Origin of the sequence: Nonomuraea sp. NPDC059023 (assembly GCF_042740095.1) — a bacterium.
Lineage (GTDB): Bacteria > Actinomycetota > Actinomycetes > Streptosporangiales > Streptosporangiaceae > Nonomuraea.
The window spans coordinates 1-17,334 of the sequence record NZ_JBHYIO010000083.1; the positions used below are offsets into that span (position 1 = coordinate 1).

Annotated in this window: 29 protein-coding genes; 1 reads left to right on the forward strand and 28 read right to left on the reverse strand. The window is 67.4% G+C overall.

Annotated features, from left to right (window positions below):
- Window positions 1–32: 32 nt before the first annotated feature.
- The 9 genes from ACFWYW_RS57455 to ACFWYW_RS57495 are packed head-to-tail and all read right to left on the reverse strand — an operon-like array spanning window position 33 to window position 4,762.
- Window positions 33–257 carry a DUF397 domain-containing protein gene (locus ACFWYW_RS57455; RefSeq protein ID WP_379627533.1) on the reverse strand — a complete coding sequence of 75 codons (225 nt, stop codon included), beginning with the start codon at window positions 255–257 and terminating at the stop codon, window positions 33–35.
- Window positions 257–721, reverse strand: coding sequence for a hypothetical protein (locus tag ACFWYW_RS57460; RefSeq protein ID WP_379627531.1), 465 nt, complete (start codon window positions 719–721; stop codon window positions 257–259). The genes ACFWYW_RS57455 and ACFWYW_RS57460 overlap by 1 nt, the downstream gene beginning before the upstream one ends.
- Window positions 714–923 carry a hypothetical protein gene (locus ACFWYW_RS57465; protein WP_379627529.1) on the reverse strand — a complete coding sequence of 70 codons (210 nt, stop codon included), beginning with the start codon at window positions 921–923 and terminating at the stop codon, window positions 714–716. Before ACFWYW_RS57465 ends, ACFWYW_RS57460 begins: the two co-directional genes overlap by 8 nt.
- Window positions 920–1,291 carry a hypothetical protein gene (locus tag ACFWYW_RS57470; RefSeq protein WP_379627527.1) on the reverse strand — a complete coding sequence of 124 codons (372 nt, stop codon included), beginning with the start codon at window positions 1,289–1,291 and terminating at the stop codon, window positions 920–922. The genes ACFWYW_RS57465 and ACFWYW_RS57470 overlap by 4 nt, the downstream gene beginning before the upstream one ends.
- The gene (locus ACFWYW_RS57475) at window positions 1,288–1,539 is read right to left on the reverse strand and encodes a hypothetical protein (protein ID WP_379627525.1); all 252 of its coding nucleotides are present in this window, start codon (window positions 1,537–1,539) and stop codon (window positions 1,288–1,290) included. Before ACFWYW_RS57475 ends, ACFWYW_RS57470 begins: the two co-directional genes overlap by 4 nt.
- Window positions 1,532–1,882 (reverse strand): hypothetical protein, encoded by a 351-nt coding sequence (locus ACFWYW_RS57480; RefSeq protein ID WP_379627523.1) that lies wholly within the window; start codon window positions 1,880–1,882, stop codon window positions 1,532–1,534. The genes ACFWYW_RS57475 and ACFWYW_RS57480 overlap by 8 nt, the downstream gene beginning before the upstream one ends.
- Window positions 1,879–2,595, reverse strand: coding sequence for a hypothetical protein (locus tag ACFWYW_RS57485; protein WP_379641430.1), 717 nt, complete (start codon window positions 2,593–2,595; stop codon window positions 1,879–1,881). Before ACFWYW_RS57485 ends, ACFWYW_RS57480 begins: the two co-directional genes overlap by 4 nt.
- Window positions 2,559–3,851 carry a DnaB-like helicase N-terminal domain-containing protein gene (locus ACFWYW_RS57490; RefSeq protein WP_379627519.1) on the reverse strand — a complete coding sequence of 431 codons (1,293 nt, stop codon included), beginning with the start codon at window positions 3,849–3,851 and terminating at the stop codon, window positions 2,559–2,561. Before ACFWYW_RS57490 ends, ACFWYW_RS57485 begins: the two co-directional genes overlap by 37 nt.
- A complete protein-coding gene (locus ACFWYW_RS57495) occupies window positions 3,848–4,762 on the reverse strand; it encodes a helix-turn-helix domain-containing protein (RefSeq protein WP_379627517.1) in 915 nt (304 codons plus the stop codon). Before ACFWYW_RS57495 ends, ACFWYW_RS57490 begins: the two co-directional genes overlap by 4 nt.
- A 218-nt stretch (window positions 4,763–4,980) precedes the next feature.
- Here ACFWYW_RS57495 and ACFWYW_RS57500 point away from each other — a divergent pair, with 218 nt between their 5' ends.
- Window positions 4,981–5,370, forward strand: a complete 390-nt coding sequence (locus ACFWYW_RS57500) for a hypothetical protein (RefSeq protein WP_379627515.1) — start codon at window positions 4,981–4,983, stop codon at window positions 5,368–5,370.
- Between the two features lie 70 nt (window positions 5,371–5,440).
- Here the strand turns inward: ACFWYW_RS57500 and ACFWYW_RS57505 are convergent, their stop codons facing one another.
- From ACFWYW_RS57505 to ACFWYW_RS57595, 19 genes are all read right to left on the reverse strand, one after another.
- The gene (locus tag ACFWYW_RS57505) at window positions 5,441–5,983 is read right to left on the reverse strand and encodes an endonuclease VII domain-containing protein (protein ID WP_379627513.1); all 543 of its coding nucleotides are present in this window, start codon (window positions 5,981–5,983) and stop codon (window positions 5,441–5,443) included.
- 84 nt (window positions 5,984–6,067) lie between these two features.
- Complete coding sequence (locus ACFWYW_RS57510; protein WP_379627511.1) at window positions 6,068–6,727, reverse strand: hypothetical protein; 660 nt, start codon at window positions 6,725–6,727, stop codon at window positions 6,068–6,070.
- On the reverse strand, window positions 6,724–7,074 hold the full coding sequence (locus ACFWYW_RS57515) for a hypothetical protein (RefSeq protein WP_379627509.1): 351 nt from the start codon (window positions 7,072–7,074) through the stop codon (window positions 6,724–6,726). Before ACFWYW_RS57515 ends, ACFWYW_RS57510 begins: the two co-directional genes overlap by 4 nt.
- Window positions 7,074–7,352 (reverse strand): WhiB family transcriptional regulator, encoded by a 279-nt coding sequence (locus ACFWYW_RS57520; protein ID WP_379627507.1) that lies wholly within the window; start codon window positions 7,350–7,352, stop codon window positions 7,074–7,076. Before ACFWYW_RS57520 ends, ACFWYW_RS57515 begins: the two co-directional genes overlap by 1 nt.
- Window positions 7,353–7,675: 323 nt before the next feature.
- Window positions 7,676–10,729 carry a DNA cytosine methyltransferase gene (locus ACFWYW_RS57525; protein WP_379627505.1) on the reverse strand — a complete coding sequence of 1,018 codons (3,054 nt, stop codon included), beginning with the start codon at window positions 10,727–10,729 and terminating at the stop codon, window positions 7,676–7,678.
- Window positions 10,726–10,971 (reverse strand): hypothetical protein, encoded by a 246-nt coding sequence (locus ACFWYW_RS57530; RefSeq protein WP_379627503.1) that lies wholly within the window; start codon window positions 10,969–10,971, stop codon window positions 10,726–10,728. The genes ACFWYW_RS57525 and ACFWYW_RS57530 overlap by 4 nt, the downstream gene beginning before the upstream one ends.
- The gene (locus ACFWYW_RS57535; RefSeq protein ID WP_379627501.1) at window positions 10,964–11,254 is read right to left on the reverse strand and encodes a hypothetical protein; all 291 of its coding nucleotides are present in this window, start codon (window positions 11,252–11,254) and stop codon (window positions 10,964–10,966) included. The genes ACFWYW_RS57530 and ACFWYW_RS57535 overlap by 8 nt, the downstream gene beginning before the upstream one ends.
- Window positions 11,251–12,096 (reverse strand): hypothetical protein, encoded by an 846-nt coding sequence (locus ACFWYW_RS57540; RefSeq protein WP_379627499.1) that lies wholly within the window; start codon window positions 12,094–12,096, stop codon window positions 11,251–11,253. Before ACFWYW_RS57540 ends, ACFWYW_RS57535 begins: the two co-directional genes overlap by 4 nt.
- Window positions 12,093–12,626, reverse strand: coding sequence for a hypothetical protein (locus ACFWYW_RS57545; RefSeq protein ID WP_379627497.1), 534 nt, complete (start codon window positions 12,624–12,626; stop codon window positions 12,093–12,095). Before ACFWYW_RS57545 ends, ACFWYW_RS57540 begins: the two co-directional genes overlap by 4 nt.
- A complete protein-coding gene (locus tag ACFWYW_RS57550; protein ID WP_379627495.1) occupies window positions 12,623–13,240 on the reverse strand; it encodes a hypothetical protein in 618 nt (205 codons plus the stop codon). Before ACFWYW_RS57550 ends, ACFWYW_RS57545 begins: the two co-directional genes overlap by 4 nt.
- Complete coding sequence (locus ACFWYW_RS57555) at window positions 13,237–13,539, reverse strand: hypothetical protein (RefSeq protein ID WP_379627493.1); 303 nt, start codon at window positions 13,537–13,539, stop codon at window positions 13,237–13,239. Before ACFWYW_RS57555 ends, ACFWYW_RS57550 begins: the two co-directional genes overlap by 4 nt.
- Entirely contained in the window at window positions 13,536–13,925 is a 390-nt protein-coding gene (locus ACFWYW_RS57560) for a hypothetical protein (protein WP_379627490.1), read from the reverse strand. The genes ACFWYW_RS57555 and ACFWYW_RS57560 overlap by 4 nt, the downstream gene beginning before the upstream one ends.
- The gene (locus ACFWYW_RS57565; RefSeq protein ID WP_379627488.1) at window positions 13,922–14,335 is read right to left on the reverse strand and encodes a hypothetical protein; all 414 of its coding nucleotides are present in this window, start codon (window positions 14,333–14,335) and stop codon (window positions 13,922–13,924) included. Before ACFWYW_RS57565 ends, ACFWYW_RS57560 begins: the two co-directional genes overlap by 4 nt.
- On the reverse strand, window positions 14,332–14,946 hold the full coding sequence (locus tag ACFWYW_RS57570) for a hypothetical protein (RefSeq protein WP_379627486.1): 615 nt from the start codon (window positions 14,944–14,946) through the stop codon (window positions 14,332–14,334). Before ACFWYW_RS57570 ends, ACFWYW_RS57565 begins: the two co-directional genes overlap by 4 nt.
- Complete coding sequence (locus ACFWYW_RS57575) at window positions 14,943–15,164, reverse strand: hypothetical protein (RefSeq protein WP_379627484.1); 222 nt, start codon at window positions 15,162–15,164, stop codon at window positions 14,943–14,945. Before ACFWYW_RS57575 ends, ACFWYW_RS57570 begins: the two co-directional genes overlap by 4 nt.
- Window positions 15,161–15,622 (reverse strand): hypothetical protein, encoded by a 462-nt coding sequence (locus ACFWYW_RS57580; protein WP_379627482.1) that lies wholly within the window; start codon window positions 15,620–15,622, stop codon window positions 15,161–15,163. The genes ACFWYW_RS57575 and ACFWYW_RS57580 overlap by 4 nt, the downstream gene beginning before the upstream one ends.
- 71 nt (window positions 15,623–15,693) lie before the next feature.
- On the reverse strand, window positions 15,694–16,275 hold the full coding sequence (locus ACFWYW_RS57585) for a hypothetical protein (RefSeq protein ID WP_379627480.1): 582 nt from the start codon (window positions 16,273–16,275) through the stop codon (window positions 15,694–15,696).
- A gap of 193 nt (window positions 16,276–16,468) precedes the next feature.
- Window positions 16,469–17,002, reverse strand: coding sequence for an HNH endonuclease (locus ACFWYW_RS57590; protein WP_379627478.1), 534 nt, complete (start codon window positions 17,000–17,002; stop codon window positions 16,469–16,471).
- Window positions 16,999–17,334 (reverse strand): hypothetical protein (locus tag ACFWYW_RS57595; protein ID WP_379627476.1); only part of this gene is annotated, 336 nt, incomplete at its 5' end. The genes ACFWYW_RS57595 and ACFWYW_RS57590, both read right to left, overlap by 4 nt.

A 17,334-nucleotide genomic window follows, 5' to 3' on the forward strand; every position in this document is an offset into this window, starting at 1 on the left:
CAGCGTCTGGGCGTACGTCGACGACCTTCGGCTCAGGCATCGCCCACCCCGACGACGCCCAGGTCGAACTCGCCAGAGCGGACACCCGCAGTGAAGGCGTCCCATTCCTGTTGCGTGAAGCTGAGGATGTCGCCGTTGTCGTCCTTGCCGTCCCGGAGTTGCCACGTCCAGCCGTTCTCCTCACACGGCTCCTTGATCAACACGCAAGCGCTATTGCCATTACACAGAGTGCTCTTGCGCCATCCCTGCGTGTCCATCAGTGATCTCCCTCGCGGTTGGTGGTGTTGTTCAAGGCCCGAGCCACAGCCAAAGCGCCACGTACGACCCGGACGCAGTCGGTCTCCTCGTCTTGGCATTCGGTGCAGAACGCGAGTTCAGGCGCGGCGGCATAGTTCGGATCTTGCGGATGAGCGACCGCGATCCGGGCAGCCTCCTCCAGCCAGGAGGCGAGAGGCTCAGCCAGCAGCGGACTGGCCAGGGCGATCCATGCCGCGTCCGCTTTGGCCCCGGCACACATGTGTGGCCAGATCGCAGCCTCAAGGCTCACGTTGATCTCTGCGACTGAACCGCCGTCTGCGGTGATCTCGATCCGCCTGCTGTAGTCAGGCTGCTCTTCGAGGTCGCCAGGCTTCCAGCGGCCAGGTGTGGTGCCATCGGCTGTCTGCCGAAGCGTCCTGGCTGCCTGCTTCAGCTCGTCGGCGATGGTCTTGGTGTCAGCCATGGTCGCCTCGCTCCGTGTCGGCGTGGAGCGTCCAGCGCGAGCCGCGCCCGAATCGGTCAGCCAGGATGCGGGTCTTGCGGACGCCTTGGGCGTGCACGTACTGGGGAGTCACGGACAGCACCGTCAGGTAGCGGACGTCGTCTCCGTCCCGGTACGCCCACACCTGGCCAGGAGCGGGAGCGGGCTTGGTCGTGGCGCTCATGGGGCGAACACCTCCGACTCGGCAGGTTCGACGACCTGGATGTGGGTCAGGTTGATGCCGCCAGACCGGCCTTCGACCGACACCACGGCAGCACCGTGGCCGAGCGTCCACGCCGGAGTCCGGGTGCGGGTGACCAACGGCTCGTCGTCTCGGGTCCCGGGCCACGCCAGGACGGGCGTACCGACCGGGTGGACGGCGTTCCAGGCGGTGGCGTCGTCGCGGTACCAGAACCACGGCTTGGACGCCTTCTCCGGGGAGGACACGTGCCTGCGAGGGCTGCTGGACCGGCAGAGGCCCGTGTCATGGGGTGGAAGCCCGCACACGTCCCCGTGCTCGCTCACCGCCCCGCACTCACCTACAGCGCTCATCGGGTAATCACCTCGCCGCCGTGCTTCGCAGCGGGTTCGGCATCAGGCGTCCAGTCGTCCTCGACGGGCTGGATCAGCCCTGCCTGCTCCAGCCGAGTCCTCAGCCAGCCTTCGACCTGGCCAGTGGTGTGCAGCCAGATCTCCTCTCCTCGGTAGCGGATCGGCGATCCTGGGATCTTGCCGTCCTCGATGTCGTCGAGCAGAGCAACCGCAAGGTCGGCAGCGCTCGTGATCTTCGTGTCAGCCATGGGTGTCTCCTTCAGGTAGGGAGGGAGCGGCGATCTTGGGGTCGGGTGGTCCTGGGTTAGCCAGAGCGGCGGCGAGCGCGGCACGGAGCCGATCAATCTCCGCGAGCAGGTCAAGCGCCTCGTACCGGACCATCCCGCGCAGAGGCTCGAAGTTGGGGCACAGGACTTCTCCGATGAGCGCCTGGTTGACGTCCTTCTCCGCCCGGTCGATTAGCCAGGCGCGCCCGGATTCGGCGCAGATCTCCACCTCGATGTCGCGTTCGCCGGCGTGGCGGCGGATGAGCGCGATGCGGTGGGAGTCGGTGAGCAGGTCGCGGGGATCCAAGGCCATGTCTGTGGTCATCCGCGCTCCCCATGCTCGAAGCGAGCCGAGCGGGCAGCCACGTAGGCGTGCTCCAGATACTCGGCGTACGGAGCCTTGGGCAGCGGGATCGCCTCAGTCAGATCGCCGCGAGGCTGCTTGGAGGACGCCCGGCAGGCTGGTACCAGGAGGGCGCCGTGGCGGCACAGCATCGTCTTGAACTCGTCGTCCTCAACGTCAGGCAGGATGCCGCAGGCAGGGGCGATGAAGTGAAAGCCGAACAGCGGGCCGGTGAAGGCGCAGTGTCCGCCGCAGCCGGCTCCGATGATGGGCTGCTGGCCGCGGAGCGGGGTGCCGATGGCTCGTGATCGGCGGATGCTCAGGTGGCCGAACGGCATCTCGCCCGTGGGGATGTCTCCGAGGATGAGCATGTTCGTCATGCAGAAGGCATCCTCACGGCCTAAACCATGGGCAGGGTGGACTGCGTCGAGAAGGAGCGGGATGTCGAGCCGATCCATCGGCCCTTTGACCTCGACCCACCAGCGGAGTTCGGTCAGGTAGAAGTCCGGCAAGTACGGGCGGCGCTTCGGGCCCACGAGGTAACCCTGGGGCTCGTACTCCCACCGGATGCCGAGCGTGTCGAAGAAGACGGCCCACCTGGCTTCGAGGCGGGAGCGGAAGCGACATCCCTTGTAGGTGGTGTCGATTGCCTGGATAGTCATGCAGACCGCTCCAGCGCGCTCGTCGGGGTCCACGACTTCTGCTCGTCGAAGCCGATGATGGTTTCGGTCCACGGCCAGGCGCCGCCAGCGCGGAGCCGTTCCGGCCAGGTACGTTCGTCCCGGTCTCCGCGCCAGGACTCGACATCCACGGTGCGGATCACGTTGGCGTCCTTGACGTCCTTGACGTCGGCCTTGCGGATTCCGTACCCCATTTCGGGCCAGCCGAGCAGGGCTGAGGAGCCGCGGGGGCGCAGGTCCCGACGTCCGCCAGAGCCGAGCGCGTGGCCGGCGTGGGCTTCGAGCAGGACGCAGGCGCCACGGGCGCGGATCATGTTCAGGGCTGCGAGGACCGGCGCGACCTCGTCATCGCTGTTCAGCGCACGCGGAGCGAGCCGGTAGAGCGGGCCGAGGAACACCACGTCCGGCTGGATGAGCGCGACGCGCCGCATCAGCCAGGAAAGGTCCCGGTCGTTGGCCAGGTCCAGCCCCTGCGGGCGGATCTCCAGCCACAGGTTCGTCTCCTCGATCGAACGGCCCTGCAGCCTGGCCTGCGTCACCATGGGGCGCAGCTTGCGCCGCACCTGCGTGGGTGTGTTCTCGCAGTCCAGGATCAGCACGCGCTTGGCCGGGATGGTTCCGTGGTTGAACGGGTGGATGCCCGCAGCGATGGTCACGGCCAACTGCCGGAAGAGGGTGGATTTCCCGAGTCCTTCCGTGCCCGTGAGGATCAGCCGGTCACCTCGCTCCAGCAGACCCGGGACGATCCAGTCGTACTCGTCGTCGGCGACGTCGAGGAACTGCCCGACCGTCTGGGTGTCGATGTCGTCCTCGCCCATCTCGAAGTCGCGGACCTCTTCGAGTTCGCGCAGCGCCGCCTCGGTGAGACCGTGCGCGTCGCCGGACTCCATCGCCCAGTGCGTGATTCGGCGCCCAGCGGCGATCAGGCGGCGGCGGACAGCGAGCCCGCGAACGATCGCCGTGTAGTGGCTCACGTTGGCCGGCGTCGGGCAGGCGGCCATCACAGTGTGCAAGTAGCTGCCTCCGCCCGCCTTGTCCAGCAAACCGGAGTCCATGAGCTGGCCAAGCACCACCGTGGCGTCTACCGGCCTGCCGTCGCGGACGATCGTCAGGACCGCCTCATGGATCACCTTGTGGGCGCCGCGGTAGAAGTCTCCGGTTGAGATCGAGGCCAGGCATTTCTCCACCGCCGCCTGCGACAGCAGCATGGCGCCGAGGACGGACATCTCGGCGTCGATGTCGTGCGGGTCGAGCTGCGCTTCGTCGATCATTCTCGCTCCATCCATCGGTTACGGGGGCTTGTGGTGGGTGGCGTCGCGGGTCGGCCGCGGGGTCCGGCCCGCGTGTTGCCGTTGCGCCGTTCCTGCTCGTCCTTGAGTTGGCCGAGAACGAACTGGATGCTGGCGCCGGAGATCGGCTTCTGTTCGCGGCCGAGTCGGTCGATCACGATGGCCAGTCGGTCGCGGCTGATGCCGTTGCCAAGCACGCCGAGCAGCACCTGGCGGATGGCGATGAACTTCTGGGCGGTCTCGTAGCGCTCGAAGAACTTCGTCGTGAGGTCCTGCGCTTGCTGCTCTCGCTCTTCCAACTCGGCCTTGGTCGCCCTCTTGCGTTTTGGCTTCGAGGAGTCGCCGGAGGTGCTATCACGCGTGTGCGCGCTGGTGTTGTTCTCTCCCGTAGGGAGAGAACAACCTTCGGACGGTTCTACGGACGGTTCGTCGGAAGTGGACTTCCGGCCGTTCGACGCTGTACTTCCGGCCGGAACCTCACTGCCGCCCGGAAGCCCACTTCCGGGCGCAGGTTCGTCACCAGCGATTTCGTCCTCGGATACGCCAGACTTCCGGCCGGAAGTGGGCTTCCCCCCGGAAGTAGACTTCCGGCCGCTCTTCTCCTTGCGACGCTCCATCGCCACGTCCCACACCACCGGCCGTCTGTCCTCCCGGAGATGCGCAACAAGGCTCTGGTCGCCGCGCCGGATCAGCCCCAGTTCCTCCAACCGGGTCAGGTCCGTCCGTGCCTGCCGGCCCGACTTGCGGGCGTACTCCGCCAGCGTCGCCTGCTCCGGATACGCACCGCGGCCATGCTCGTCGGCATGATTCGCCAGCCCCATCAGCACGCCGAGAGCTTGAGCCGGTACGTCTGGAGCATCCTCCAGGGCCCACACCATCGCTTGCGTGCTCATGTAGGTCGGCCATCCGTTCGTCGTCGCCAAGGGGTTCAGAGACTCGAAAGGGATAGCTGATCTTCGGAGTGACGCCACTTCAGTCCCCCTGATCACTCAGTTGTTCGAGTCCAACGATAGCCCACATCTTCATGTGGGGCCAACGTTTCCATGTGGGCACATTGACATGTGGACCCCACATGCTAAGGTGGCCACATCAGTGGTGTGATGATGGAGAGGTGACCGACCCCATGGCTGCCCTCGACGCTGCGTACGCCCGAGTTCAGCAAGCGGAGAAGCTTGCCGAAGAGATCGTCAACGGTGCCTGGCTGGACTTCGGCCGGGCCATCCGTGAAGCTCGCGATCAGGGCACCAAGCAGGCCGACATCGCCAGGCACTTCGATCGTGAACCTGAACACATCCGTCGCATTCAGGAAGACGCTGACGTCGTCGACGGCAGGAAGCCGGCGCCCGCCCGTAAGACCCGCCCAGCGGCCCAGGTCGAACTGCTCAACCAGCTGATCCGCAGCAGCGGCATCATCTACGTCTTCGACCCCACCCAAGAACGCGACTCGGAGCTGCTCAGGCAGATCACCGGGAACTTGTCCTCCGAAGCCCAGGGCTCCTGACATCTTCACGACGCCTCCCCGGGCCATTCGCGTGCCGCGTTCGGCAGGTGCCCGACGTGCCAGGCAGGGATTAGCCACGCGCCCGCCGCCTCTGGCCCGAAGGCACCGCAGGGTTGGCATAGAGAAGCGGGAGGCGTGGATTCGGCGCGTCCAAATATGTGATCGCTGCGAGAAAGCGGCTCGGATCCTCCTGGAGCAGTCCGATACCGGTATTGCATGGGTTGCACAACAGGCCGCGAATCCTGCCAGAGGCGTGACAGTGGTCTACGTACAGGCGACCTTTCGACACGTCGGCACTCGCCCGACCGCAAATAGCACAGCGGCCGTCCTGGGCGGCGAGAAGCGCGTCGTACTCTCCCTCGGTTAGGCCGAAGTAGCGCCAGAGCCCACCCCGGCGATTCGCCTCCCTTACGCGCTGCGGGTTGGCCTTCTGCCAGGTGAGCGTGTCCGCGCGCTCGCAGGAGCGGCACCTCGACCGCGAGTATCCGTTTGTGCGCCTGCCGAAATCCCGCTCTCGGTCTTTCGTTATGCCGCACTTGGGGCATCGCTTGAGCTGCGTATCGGTTCGAGCCCGCAAACTCTCGGCTATCTTCTGCTTCTGCCCCTCTGGCATCGAAGCGCCCCGTATCGGCAAAGATCCTCGTCTCGTCCTGAAGGTGATGGCGGGTCCGGCCGCACATGCGGTCTGCGAGGTTGCTCACGACGCCTCCTTGCGGACGCCCTTGGGCTTCTCGTTCGGGTCGTCGATGTCGTCCCAGGCCAGCGGCGGCAGCCAGCCGTTGCGGTCTGCCATAGACCGGGCCAGCTTCGCGCCGTGAGACGGCGGCGCCGGCGTCATCGACAGAAGCTCGTACAGGTCACGGACGGCTCGGGCGGTGCCGGCGAACACCTTCGGCTTGCCTAGTACGGCGTGGAAGTTGTTCACAGTCCGGCCCAGACGCCGGGCCTGCTCGGTCAGCGAGTAGCCCAGTGCGGCCAAGGCTTGGATGCGGCGCCGTGTGCCCATGGCGCCGACCGCCGATCTGGCGGGCAGCAGGTCAAGGTTGAATGACACCGCCAGCAGCGCCTGGGCGTTGACCACGTACAGGCCGCGGCTATGTCTGCCCGCCATGAGGTCGAGCACGCAGTCGTGGGAGACGCCGGCGAGGTCGGCGATGGTGGTCTTGGCGAGGCCGTGACGCATCAGTTCGGCCACGTGGGCACGGACCGGCTCGACGTCTGTGTAGGTTTCCCACTGGCCGTAGGCGATCAGCCGGGTGCGGTTGGCGTCGTACCGGCTTTTCGCGGCCTTGCAGGGTGTGCAGCGGCATTTGTAGGCGCTGTAGCGGCGGCACGTGCCGTGCCTGACCGTGCTCACGTTGCGCTCCTCTCGCAGACGCCGACCATGAGCAGCAGCTCGGCTGCTTCGCGGGCGTGGACGGTGTGGTCCGGGTGAGGGCACGGCCGGCAGGCGCACCACGCCTTGCGGTGGCGGCGGCAGCGGGTCAGCCACCGGCAGTCGTGCCGTTCGAGGCTCCACCCGATGACGAAGCCCTGCGTCCGGGCACGCTCCTGCGGCGTGATGTCTCGCGGCGGAGGGACGGTCCGCAGTTTGGTGTCCGTGCCCTGCCTGACGCCTGCCTTGCGGGCGCGGTCGTTGGCGACCATGGCGTTGTGGGTCAGCCACTCGGCGTCGTGGCCGCGCGCCGGCGTCGTGTACGTCATCAGGAGACCTCCGCCCTTGCGCGGGCGGTGGCCTTCAGCCAGGTGCGGCGCTTGATGGCCCGCTCCTCCTCGCCGAGTCCGCCCCAGACGCCGTTGTGGTGGTTCAGCTGGAAGGCGGTCTCCCGGCAGGCCAAGAGGGCCGGGCAGCCGCGGCAGATGGCCTTCGCCTTCGGCTCGCGTACGTCGCGCTCGGGCTGCCGCTCCCCCTCGGGGCCGAAGAAGAGCACGAGCTTCTCGCCGCGGCATCGCGCGTCCTCCTGCCAAGACCAGTTAGGCATCAGCTCTCCTCCGTTCCGATGTGTTCCGGATCAGTCCGGGCTGCTCCGGACAGGCCGACCGCGGTACGGGCTGCCTGAGCCATCACTGCGGCCCGAGCCCGTACAGGAGCAGGAGCAGACACGTCAGCAGCAGCCCGGTCCAGGCACGGGATGTGGGCGGCGATACGGGAGAGAGCGGGCGACAGGTCAGGTCGCATCGGTCACCTCCGAAGCGGGAGTCGCGGTGTCCTGTACGAGAGGAGCCGGCGGGCGTTCACGACACCCAGGCGCGTGCTCCTCCCGGGTGAATCCGTCGAACTCCGCGACGACGCAGCAGTACGGGATCATGCGACCTCCTCGGCGTGAAGGACGGCGCGGAGGCGGGCACCGATGAAGTGCCCGACCGGCGGGCTGACCGCGTTGCCGAACCCATCCACCTGGTCGCGGGCGGAACCCCAGACCTTGAAGGTGCCTTCATGGCCGGGGAAGCCGACGTTGAAGCCGCAGCCTTCGCCTACCTCGTAGGAGGTCATCATGCGGAGGGAGCAGTCCTCGATCGTCAGGTCTGCGAGGGCCTCGCGCCACTCTGCGTGCAGGAGCGCCGTTGTGTCGTGGGCGGTGATCGTTCCGAGCGGGTCGCACATGGGGTGCGGAGCGGTCTTGCCGTTCTCCTTGTACCAGCCGGAGAAGAGCAGGCCGGGAATCTGGTCGGACGTGACGGTGGGCATCGCCTCTGCGTGCGTCGTCGGGGTGGTGTTCTTCCGGAACGGCAGAACGCCAGCAGAGAGCAGCGCCAGGGTCTCCGAGCCGCCCTGCGTGGGGAGCGCCTCGTCAACGCCGCGGGCCGCGCCCTGGAAGTTGTCCACAGCGGCGAGCAGGACGGCCTTCTCGTGCGTGCTCGTGACCGTGTCCATCGGCTGGGTGATGTGCTTGCCGTCGCCGTTGTGCCGGTGGGCGACCATCACCTGCCCGGTCACCACGGCTGCCGGGGGCGTGAACAGTGCCTGGGTGTTGGTCGCGGTCTGGGACGGCATCGGCTCGGCCAAGGTGCGGGTCCGGCAGTCGGAGCCGGGTCGCTCGAAGGTGTTGCCGGCGGCGGCGATGAGCGCGCCGGTGGAGAGAATCGCGGTCTCCTGCTGGCTGGTCTGCGTCACGAGCGGCTGCCATGGGTGGCGTTCGGACCCGCGCTCCGCTTTGGCCGGCATGAGCACGGCGGGGAAGTCGGCGAACCGCTGCCTGCACCGCTCGGCGCGGGCCATCGTGGAGGGCGCGAGCGGGCTGAGCACGGTCGCCCCGGTCGCCTTGTCCGTGAACTCGCGCAGCGGCCTGTCACCAATCCGGGTGCCGAGGTTGGACAGGTCGAGGGCGTTGATCGACGGCGCGAACGGCGGAATCACGATGCCCCGGCAGGACGGGCACCGGTACTCGTACTGCTTGCCGTAGCGGACGCTGCCCGTGGGCGGGATTCCCGTCTTCCACGTCCAGACGGCTTGCACGATGGTGCCGCAGCCAGAGCACCACGACTCCGGCCGATGGTCGAGGTCCGGGGTGGGCAGGCGCTCGTCCCAGAAGATCGCGTAGAAGCGGTCACGGGACTGCGGGACGCCGAAGAACATGCTGTTGAGGTACAGAATGCGGTGCTTGTAGCCCAGGATGCCGAATTGCTTGAGCCACCACCGGTAGGTGGAACCGTCGCCGTACTTCTTGCCTTGGACGGCGGGACCCCACGACGTAAGTTCCGTGGTGCACTCGACCAGGATCATCCGCGGGTGATGCTGCGCCGCGTAGTGCAGGACACAGTTCGCCGTCGCCCGGTCGCGTTCTGATCTGGTGACGCGCTCTTCGAACTCAGGATCGTCGTCGAGGTCGAACAACGACAGGCGTTGCTCATACGCCTTCTTCGTATTGGCCTGCGAATGGTTCACGCAGTTGTGGACCAAGACTCCGTCGACCACGTAGGTGTGGTCCTCGTCGACGGTCATGTTGTAGACCATGACCGTCTTGCCCGGGGTGACGACGCCGGCGGTCTTCCCCCACCTGAACCCATCGCGGTCGCGGTGCTTCGGCCTGCGCTCCCGGACCAGGTGGGCGGTCACGGTCCAGCGGGGTCGCTGCCGCACCGTACGGCCCTCGATCACCGCCTCGGCCCTGGGCTCCTGGTAGTGGATCGTGGCGTAGTAGCCGAGCGAGGTCAGCAGAAGACGCATCCCGACCGTGAGCTGCTTCGAAACCGACATGGACTGGACGCGCAGGCCATCTCTGCTCACGTACCCATCGGCGGACAGGTAGCCGTCCACGAAGGCGCGGCGGATCGACTCGGGCGCGAACAACAGCCACGTCGGCAGGCGCTTGCCCGTGGCGCCGTGGCCGAAGTTGTCGGCCAGGAAGTCGGCGAGGCCACGGCGGTTGACGTGGAAGGTATCGGTAGTCCGCTGCCGCGTGCGGTTCCACGGAAGGTCGGTTCGCGCCTCCAGTTCCTCAGCGAGCGCGTCGCTCTCAGCGTGACTGGCACAGATCGTCACGCGAGACCACACATCTCCGCGCTCGGGTCGACGCATCAACCACCCGTCACCGATCCACCGGCCAAGCACCCAGGCCACGTCAGCGGTGACAACGCCCATCCCGTCGATCACGGGAAGGACACCGCTGTCGTCCACGAGGATCGGGCTGGCCACCCAGTGTCCGGCGAGGGAATCGGCTCGGACCTCGCCGGGCTCGCCGAGCACGGGAAGCGCACGCCTCTTGGCGTCGGCCTGGCTGCACGTCCGGGAGCAGAATAGGCGCGCGGTGGCGGCCTTGAACTGCGGGGCCGGGGCACCACATTCGAGGCATCGCGCGCCGTCGAGGGGTTGGTACTTCCGCCGGGGTTGGTAGGCCCGTGTGGCCTGGGCGGCGATGAACGGGTGGTCGGGGGTGCAGGTGATCGCGGTGGTCGCGTTGACGGTGACCGTGGGCCGCTCGACGGCAGACGTGTGGGTGACGGGCCGCCATCGCGATCGATGGGTCCACACCTCGTCGCCGACGTTCACGTTCTCGATCGGGACGAGGCCGCGGCGCGTCAGCACAAGCGATCCGGCAGCGAAGCAGCTCACACCGGCGACAAGAAGGTCAGCGGGAGGTAGATCCCGGGCCGAGTGGTAGTCGGACGACTCCGGGTCGACCAGGTCCGCGATCCAGTGCTCGGCGTGCGGGTGGTTGGCCTCGTGGACCTCGACCTTGTAGGCGTTGTGGTTCGCCGCCATGATCGTGGTGAACCCGGCCAGCTCGATGCCCTGCGTCAGCCCGCCGAAGCCGGAGAACAAATCGACGGCGATGAGCTCGTCGTGACGGAACCGGCGCCGGCGTACCGCGGGGCGATGTGTCGCAACGCGACCTGGTTGCGTTCGGCGGCGACTCACGGCCTCTCACCTCGCTCCATGCCCTTCAGCTCGGCATGCAGATACATCCGCTCGTCGGCCTGCAGGTACGGCAGCCGGGCGTAGGCCATCTGCAACTCCCGCACCACCTCCGGGTCCATGGGAGGCAGTGGACACCGGAGGTCGCGCCTGTGCTTCAGCCGCTGGATCCCGAGGAGGATGAGGCCGATCAGGCAGGCGCCGGCGAAGACGCCGCCGATGACGGCGAGGATGCGCTCAACCACGGCGGTCCCTCCTGCGCATCTCGGAGTCCCAGTCGCAGGCCATGCCGTCCAGATCCTCGTCAGGGCATACACCACGGCGGAGCATCTGCTGGTCGGCCTCGTAGGCGAGGGCGTCACGGACGGTGCGCTCCACCCGGTCGGGTCCGCGGCCAGGGCGGGACTTGCGGGTACGGCGCCACATCCAGACCACGCCAGCGCCGACGGCGAGGATCGCGGCGATGGCGGGCCAGATCAGCCAGGTGCCTCGGGTGGCCTCGTGGACGAACTCGGCGACGTCGTTCAAGGGTTCACCGCCTCACCGGCTGGCAGACCGAGAGCAGCCCACAAGTCCTTCACGAAGACGAACCGGTGGCCGTCTTCGTTTGTCCAGGCCCTCACCCGAGCGATGGCCGCGAGCTTGGCGGCGGCGCGGTCGAGCTCAGCGCGGAGCCGTACCGCCTCGGCCAGGGCGCTGGCTTCTGACTCCTCGGCCTTCTGGGTCAGCCCCTGACAGATCTCGATGAGCTGCGCCTGGTACTCCACTGCGGAGAGGACCTTTCCTCCGCCCTCGGCGCACTCGCGCGTTTCGGGATCGAAGCCTGCAACGCACTCGGTGCGGCTCTCGTCGTTGTGGTACCAGCGCTGCCGGTTCGCTTCCAGTTCGGCCTTGAGACGGTCCACCTCGGTCTCCACAGCCCGCATCCGGGTCGCCACGAGGGAGACGTCGGCGACGATGCCTTCTCCCGCGCCGTCAGAGTCTTCGGTGCCGAGAGCTTCGTCGAGGACCTGCTGGATCTCCAGGTACAAGCCGGGACGGAAGGCGATCTTCAACTCGGCGTTGAGGCGGTCCACCTCGGAGAGGAGGTCCAGGACGTCCTTGCGGGCGGACGCGAACAGCAGCACTGTGTCGGGCGGGAACTCGCCTAGCTCGGAGTACAGGTACTCCCAGGGGGCGGGTTCTCCGGCGTGGTTGATGGTCTTCGGCTCATGGAGGCGGAGGGCTGTGATCCAGCGGTGGCCGTTGTGGCACTGGGCCGGGTCGCCGCAGTCGCAGGAGTCCCACTCTGGCTCGTACGGCCCTTTGATGGCCTTCTCCACACGCTCGCGGATCTCGGCCAGGCGCTCGGCGGTCAGCGGCTCGCTCACTGGACCTCACCGCCCACCGTCACAGCCTGAGCAGCCTCGTGAGCCTCTACGGCGGCGTAGTACTCGGAGAGCTTGACCCGCTCCCACAGGGAGGCATCGACCTCGGACTCGGAGATCTCACGGCTCCACGTGGCGTACAGGGCGCCGCCGAGCTCTGCCAGGCCGCAGACGAGTCGGGCAAGGCTGACGAAGCATTCTGCGGGCATGCCCGGCATGGAGGCGCGCGGGTCAGGCTGAGGGAGCTCCTTGAGACGAGCGCTGATCGCCTTGCCCCGCTTCGTGGCGAGCTTCGGCATGAGGTGGCCCGTTCGGCTGTCGACGCGCCACCCGTCAGGGATGTCATCGCCGTTGTCCTCGATGCCGAAGACCTCGCCGGTGACGTTGTAGGTCCAGACGGTGCGCTTCCCAAGGCCGTGCTCGTCCAGGAACGCCTTCATCTGGTCGGCCCACTCCTCGCGAGCCCTCGCCGCGAACCCCCACGCGGCGAGCACGTCCGGGTGGGTGCTGCGGTAGACGACCTTGTCGCTCATGGCGTCCACACCTCCTGCTCTGGCTGAGCGGATTGCCTTGGCGGGTTGAGATAGGCGAGCGCCTCACAGATGCCGGGAGCCTGCTCGTCGGCGCTCTCCTGGGACGAGGCGACGATGAGTGCCCACGGCTTGTCGTCGTGGACGTACTCGGCGACGCCGTACCCGGCCTCGGCCAACGTCCGGGTGTACCTGGCGAGGTGCTGGCCCTGCGCTGTCCGGACTGCCTGGCCGGGCATCGTCCGCCACAAGTCGTTGGGCTCGCACACCACGATCAGGTGATCTCCCGAGTCGACCGGGCGGCGCAGCGCGAACCCGAAGTCAGCGTCACCCTCCGCCGCGTGGCCCGCTGCTTCGAGTGCAGCGGCGATCTGCTCGTGCATCTCCTTGAAGGGGACAGCGCGTGCCGGGATGACGCCGAGCTGCTCCAGCTTCTCGATCACCTTGCGAGTGGTGGCCTCGGCCTCGTTGGGCTTGAGCCGGATGAGCCAGGAACCGTCATCGCCCATGGACTGTCGGGGACCAGGACCCTCATCGGCGATGAACCGCGTCATGGCCCAGTTGTTGATCTCGACCGCGATGTGGCGGTGGATTTCCTCGCGAGTCAGCGTGCTCACGATCCACCGCCTGTCTCTGCGGCCTCATCGGCGGCGAGGAAGCGGGCGTTGTCCGGATACAGATCCCGGTACCTGTCGGGAACCGTGCCCTGGTGCATCAGGTTCGTCGTGGTCGCGCGGCGGCCGTCGAAGAACTCGATGTGGAAGCGGCTCCCGCCGAAGCCTCGGAAGCGGAGCTGTCCCGTCTCCTCGCAGATCAAGTAGTGCTCGCCGTCCACGACGACACGCTTGGCGGGGTCGTCGCCGTCTCGGTAGCCGCCGGGACCCCAGAACCTGTCACGGAGTTCCTCGCTGATCACTGGGCACGCTCCTGTCCTGCCTGAGCGTCCTCAGCGATGAACTCCTCGGCGATCTTGTCGACAGCCTGCGGGTCGATCCCGTACTCAGCCAGCACCTCGCGCAGTGTCGGGCCCAGCGCCTCCCGCTGCTTCAGATCGGTCCACAACCGGCGCGCGACCTCGTCGGCCACCTCCGTCCCGGCCCGCTTCTTCAGCGACCACAGGACGTACGTGAGGCCGTAGAAGACGTCGAACGCCTCCTGCGCCTGGGCGGCGGCCTCGCCAGACTCGTGCCGCCACAGCCAGAAGTTGATCTGCGCGGTGACGGCGTACGCGGCGCTCATCGCCTCAGCGGAGGCTTCGGCCTCGCTCTTCGGGTACGGGGCGATCGAGTCGAGAGTGCTCATCGGCCAGCCTCCGTCTCTGCGTGAGCGGCCTCAGCAAGATCCGCCAGAGCCGCGAGGTGCGCAGCGATCTCCCGCGCCTCATCGGGCAGCAGGAAGCCATCCAGGACGAGCCGGGCGGCGACCATCGTCCCGCCCAGTCCGAGCCTGTCGCCGCCGGGCAATTCCAGCTCGGCATCGGCAGGGCGCTTCAAGGTGATCGGCGCGGTCTCGCCCTCGACGACGACCGCCGTGAAGTGGCGAACGTGCTCCCCGCCCTCGATGTCCGCCGGGTCGGGCTCCCACCTGGAGGTCGTCAGGCTCAGAACGTCGCCCTCAGCCGTCACCCACAGCGCGGCGCGCAGGCTCTCCCGCCACCCGTGCACGCCCCACGCAGCGGCGGCCGCGACCTTCTCGGGGGTGATCTCGCTCATCGGGCGATCTCCTCGTGGGCGTCGATGACGGCCTGGCACGCGTCGATCTCCGAACGGAGTTCGGTAACGCGGTCGCGGCCGTAGTCGTCGTCGCGGCCCTCGTACATCTCCAGGTATTCGGTGTTCCGCTTGAGCCAGCCTGCGGCGGCCTCGCGGACGGCGTCGTGGGTCGCCCACGTCTCGTCGAGGATCGGCTGTGTGCCGTCGGTGATGCAGTCCCCGACGTAGCCGTAGACGGAGACGATGTTGAGGAAGGCGTCCCGGTCGTAGACGGCGGCCTTGTAGAAGACCGAGACGCGCTTGCGGCCGAGCTCGTCCACGATGTGCGACCACATGGCGTGCTCGGAACCTTCCCGCTTCCAGCCAGGCGGCAGGGTGGCGTGGCGGAACAGCGGGTCGCCGTCGACCTTGTCGCCGAACGTGAAGCCGAGCGTGGTCAGTTCGTCTTCGCTGCCGTGATTGAGCCTGGACGGCAGGACGCTGGAGTTGACGAACTCTCGCTGGCCCTGCATTTCCATCCGCTCGATCGCGGTGCCGGAGCCGCCTGCGCCCATCGACTCGGCGAGAAGCAGCAGTGGGTTGATCCTGCTGGTGTTGTAGGGGCTGCTCATCGGGGACTCCCGGGGTAGGGGTGGCGGAAGGGGACGATCTCGTCGCTCACCGGCAGCAAAGCCAGCGGAACGCTGCGGCGGCGGACGAAGGACTCAGCGACAGCGGGCACGATCACGGCCAGGCCGGACCAGCCGGTGTAGGAGCCGTGACGGCGGTGTCTGCCGTGGTGGCGGGCGAATGGCGCAGCAGGCAGAGCCAATAAGTGGCGCCCGGTCACGACTCCATGCCTCTCGTACCGTCGGGCCCCTCGTGAGCGGTCTCGATCCGTTCCAGCAGGACCGCTGCCGTGTTGTGGCCTACAGGTACGGCCTCAGGAGACTGCTTGTCCTTCGGGTTGCAGCGGTCGCCGTTCTCCATGCGCTCCCGGCCGGCGTGCGTCCATGTGCCGTCGCCGCGCTGGACGACAGGCTGACCGCAGGTGCGGCAGGTGATTTCTTCGGTGACGGCGAGCGGCGGCAGGTCGGCCGACGACTCCACGTCTCGAACCGCCTGCCGGAACTCGGCGATGTACGTCTTGGCGTCCGCGATCTTCGCCTGGAGGGTGTTCACTTCCTCCTGCCAGGCGGCTATGTCGTTCGCGGCTCGCTGGATCTCCGGCTCGGCGACTCGACGGAACGCCTCGACGACAGCGGGCCGGTAGGCGAGACGCGAATCGAAAACGCTGAGGTTGCTCATCGGTTCTCCTGGTGCTGGCGTGGTCTTGGAATGCCATGCACGCCCCCGAGCGCGCACGGAAGATCGGAGTGCTACTCCTCGTCGCCCTCAAGGGCGGACGAGAAGGCGTCGTTACTGGGGAGGTCCCCGAGAGGCCAGGACGCGGCAAGCGCGACCGGGTAGTAGTCCCCACTGTCGTTGCGGCTGGCGAAGCGCCCCCTGGTGTGCGGCACCTTCTGAAATCCCTCGTAGGCCTCGAATGCCCCGGCATCGAGATCGATGACATAGCCCCACTCGGCGAAGAGGGAGTCGGCGGGAAAGTCAGAAGCATCGAGGATCGCGCCCGCTTGAAGCATGCGGCCCGGATCCCCCTGGGTTTCGCGCAGAAGGACGTACCAATCACGCGGGTCCCGATCGGAGACGCGCAGGTCGGCGAACTCCGCGAGGCGCTTGACGTCCTCTTCCGTTGGGGCCGACTTGTCATCAACGACACGGAGGGCCCTGACGCTCTCGCGGAGGCTGGAGATGGCCTCGGCGTCACCCGAGCCGGCAGTCGCGAGGCGCAGCCAGGTTAGGACGTCAACTCCTAGGCCGCCTGGGTAGCTGTCGCAGTGGTTGTAGGTGGTCTTCTCGATGCCGTCCACCACGAAGGTGACGAAGCCTCTTGAGCCCATTGAAATCTCCGTTGGCTGAAGTGGTCTTGGGGAGCCGCTGGTCGCCCCGTCCCCCATGAGTCGGGGCGACCAGCGGAAGATCAGGAAGCGGTGAAGTGGATGACGAGAGTGGTCACAGCCCAAACGGCGACCCCGATGACGACCACGGCGATGACCGCGCAGAAGACGAACCAGGCTTTGAAGAAGCGGTCGTTCATGGCTGCTCCACGGGGATGTCGAGGTCTGATGGGACGCCGTCGGTGATGAGCCACTTGCCGTCCGGGGACGGGTAGGCCAGCACGCGGCCGAGCAGTTTGACCGGCACGTTCAGCGGGTCGATCCCGGTGTGGACGAGGTAGCCGAGCTGGTAGGCCTCGGCTCGGTTCTTCTCGGTCCAGCCGTGGCATCCGGTCGTTCCAGAGCCGCACAAGAGCAGGAGGTTCTCGGCCGTGTTCTCACCACCGCGCCCCCGCGGGACCCGGTGGTGGATTGAGTCCTCATCCCGGGCCACCACGGCGCCGCAGCGGACACACCCCTTGTCCCGGGTCTCCACCAGCGCGCGCAGCTTCGGCGACGGGCCAGAGTCCGGGCGAGGGAACCTCAGGTGCCAGCCGTTGCGGCAGCGCTCCACGTCGATCGGAAGCACGCTGCGCAGCCCAAGCTGCGTCATGCGGTCAAGGCGCCGGCGGGCCTCGGCCTCGTTGGCGAAGGTCTCCCTGCTGCAGCACGGGCGGACGCGGGTCTTCATCGGCCACGCCCAGGGGTGTCGTACATGGCCTTGGCGTTGACGTTCAAAGACCTCATGAGTTCGACCTGGGCCTTGACCTGCCAGGCGTAATCGGTCGCGTTCTGTCGCTCCACCCGGGCCGCACGCAGCGCCCAGTACTCGTCAGGGACACGGTCGGCGAACCACTGCTCCTGAGCCTTCTGAGACACCTGCCCGGCCCGCTTGCCGATCTCGGGGCACTCCGGGTCCAGAAGCAGAGGCGCCCGCGCGGTCATGTAGTTGTACTCGGCCTGAAGCTCGGCTTCGCGCGCACGCTTCACCGCGAGCTGCGACAGCCCAAGCTCGTTGTTGAG

Bases quoted from the DNA above. Each gene is read 5' to 3' on its own strand.
- ACFWYW_RS57460 (WP_379627531.1), bottom strand. From the start codon at position 721: ATGGCTGACACCAAGACCATCGCCGACGAGCTGAAGCAGGCAGCCAGG.
- ACFWYW_RS57480 (WP_379627523.1), bottom strand. From the start codon at position 1,882: ATGACCACAGACATGGCCTTGGATCCCCGCGACCTGCTCACCGACTCC.
- ACFWYW_RS57455 (WP_379627533.1), bottom strand. From the start codon at position 257: ATGGACACGCAGGGATGGCGCAAGAGCACTCTGTGTAATGGCAATAGC.
- ACFWYW_RS57565 (WP_379627488.1), bottom strand. From the start codon at position 14,335: ATGAGCGAGATCACCCCCGAGAAGGTCGCGGCCGCCGCTGCGTGGGGC.
- ACFWYW_RS57465 (WP_379627529.1), bottom strand. From the start codon at position 923: ATGAGCGCCACGACCAAGCCCGCTCCCGCTCCTGGCCAGGTGTGGGCG.
- ACFWYW_RS57570 (WP_379627486.1), bottom strand. From the start codon at position 14,946: ATGAGCAGCCCCTACAACACCAGCAGGATCAACCCACTGCTGCTTCTC.
- ACFWYW_RS57585 (WP_379627480.1), bottom strand. From the start codon at position 16,275: ATGGGCTCAAGAGGCTTCGTCACCTTCGTGGTGGACGGCATCGAGAAG.
- ACFWYW_RS57505 (WP_379627513.1), bottom strand. From the start codon at position 5,983: ATGCCAGAGGGGCAGAAGCAGAAGATAGCCGAGAGTTTGCGGGCTCGA.
- ACFWYW_RS57470 (WP_379627527.1), bottom strand. From the start codon at position 1,291: ATGAGCGCTGTAGGTGAGTGCGGGGCGGTGAGCGAGCACGGGGACGTG.
- ACFWYW_RS57515 (WP_379627509.1), bottom strand. From the start codon at position 7,074: ATGACGTACACGACGCCGGCGCGCGGCCACGACGCCGAGTGGCTGACC.
- ACFWYW_RS57490 (WP_379627519.1), bottom strand. From the start codon at position 3,851: ATGATCGACGAAGCGCAGCTCGACCCGCACGACATCGACGCCGAGATG.
- ACFWYW_RS57495 (WP_379627517.1), bottom strand. From the start codon at position 4,762: ATGAGCACGCAAGCGATGGTGTGGGCCCTGGAGGATGCTCCAGACGTA.
- ACFWYW_RS57590 (WP_379627478.1), bottom strand. From the start codon at position 17,002: ATGAAGACCCGCGTCCGCCCGTGCTGCAGCAGGGAGACCTTCGCCAAC.
- ACFWYW_RS57520 (WP_379627507.1), bottom strand. From the start codon at position 7,352: ATGCCTAACTGGTCTTGGCAGGAGGACGCGCGATGCCGCGGCGAGAAG.
- ACFWYW_RS57475 (WP_379627525.1), bottom strand. From the start codon at position 1,539: ATGGCTGACACGAAGATCACGAGCGCTGCCGACCTTGCGGTTGCTCTG.
- ACFWYW_RS57580 (WP_379627482.1), bottom strand. From the start codon at position 15,622: ATGAGCAACCTCAGCGTTTTCGATTCGCGTCTCGCCTACCGGCCCGCT.
- ACFWYW_RS57560 (WP_379627490.1), bottom strand. From the start codon at position 13,925: ATGAGCACTCTCGACTCGATCGCCCCGTACCCGAAGAGCGAGGCCGAA.
- ACFWYW_RS57545 (WP_379627497.1), bottom strand. From the start codon at position 12,626: ATGAGCGACAAGGTCGTCTACCGCAGCACCCACCCGGACGTGCTCGCC.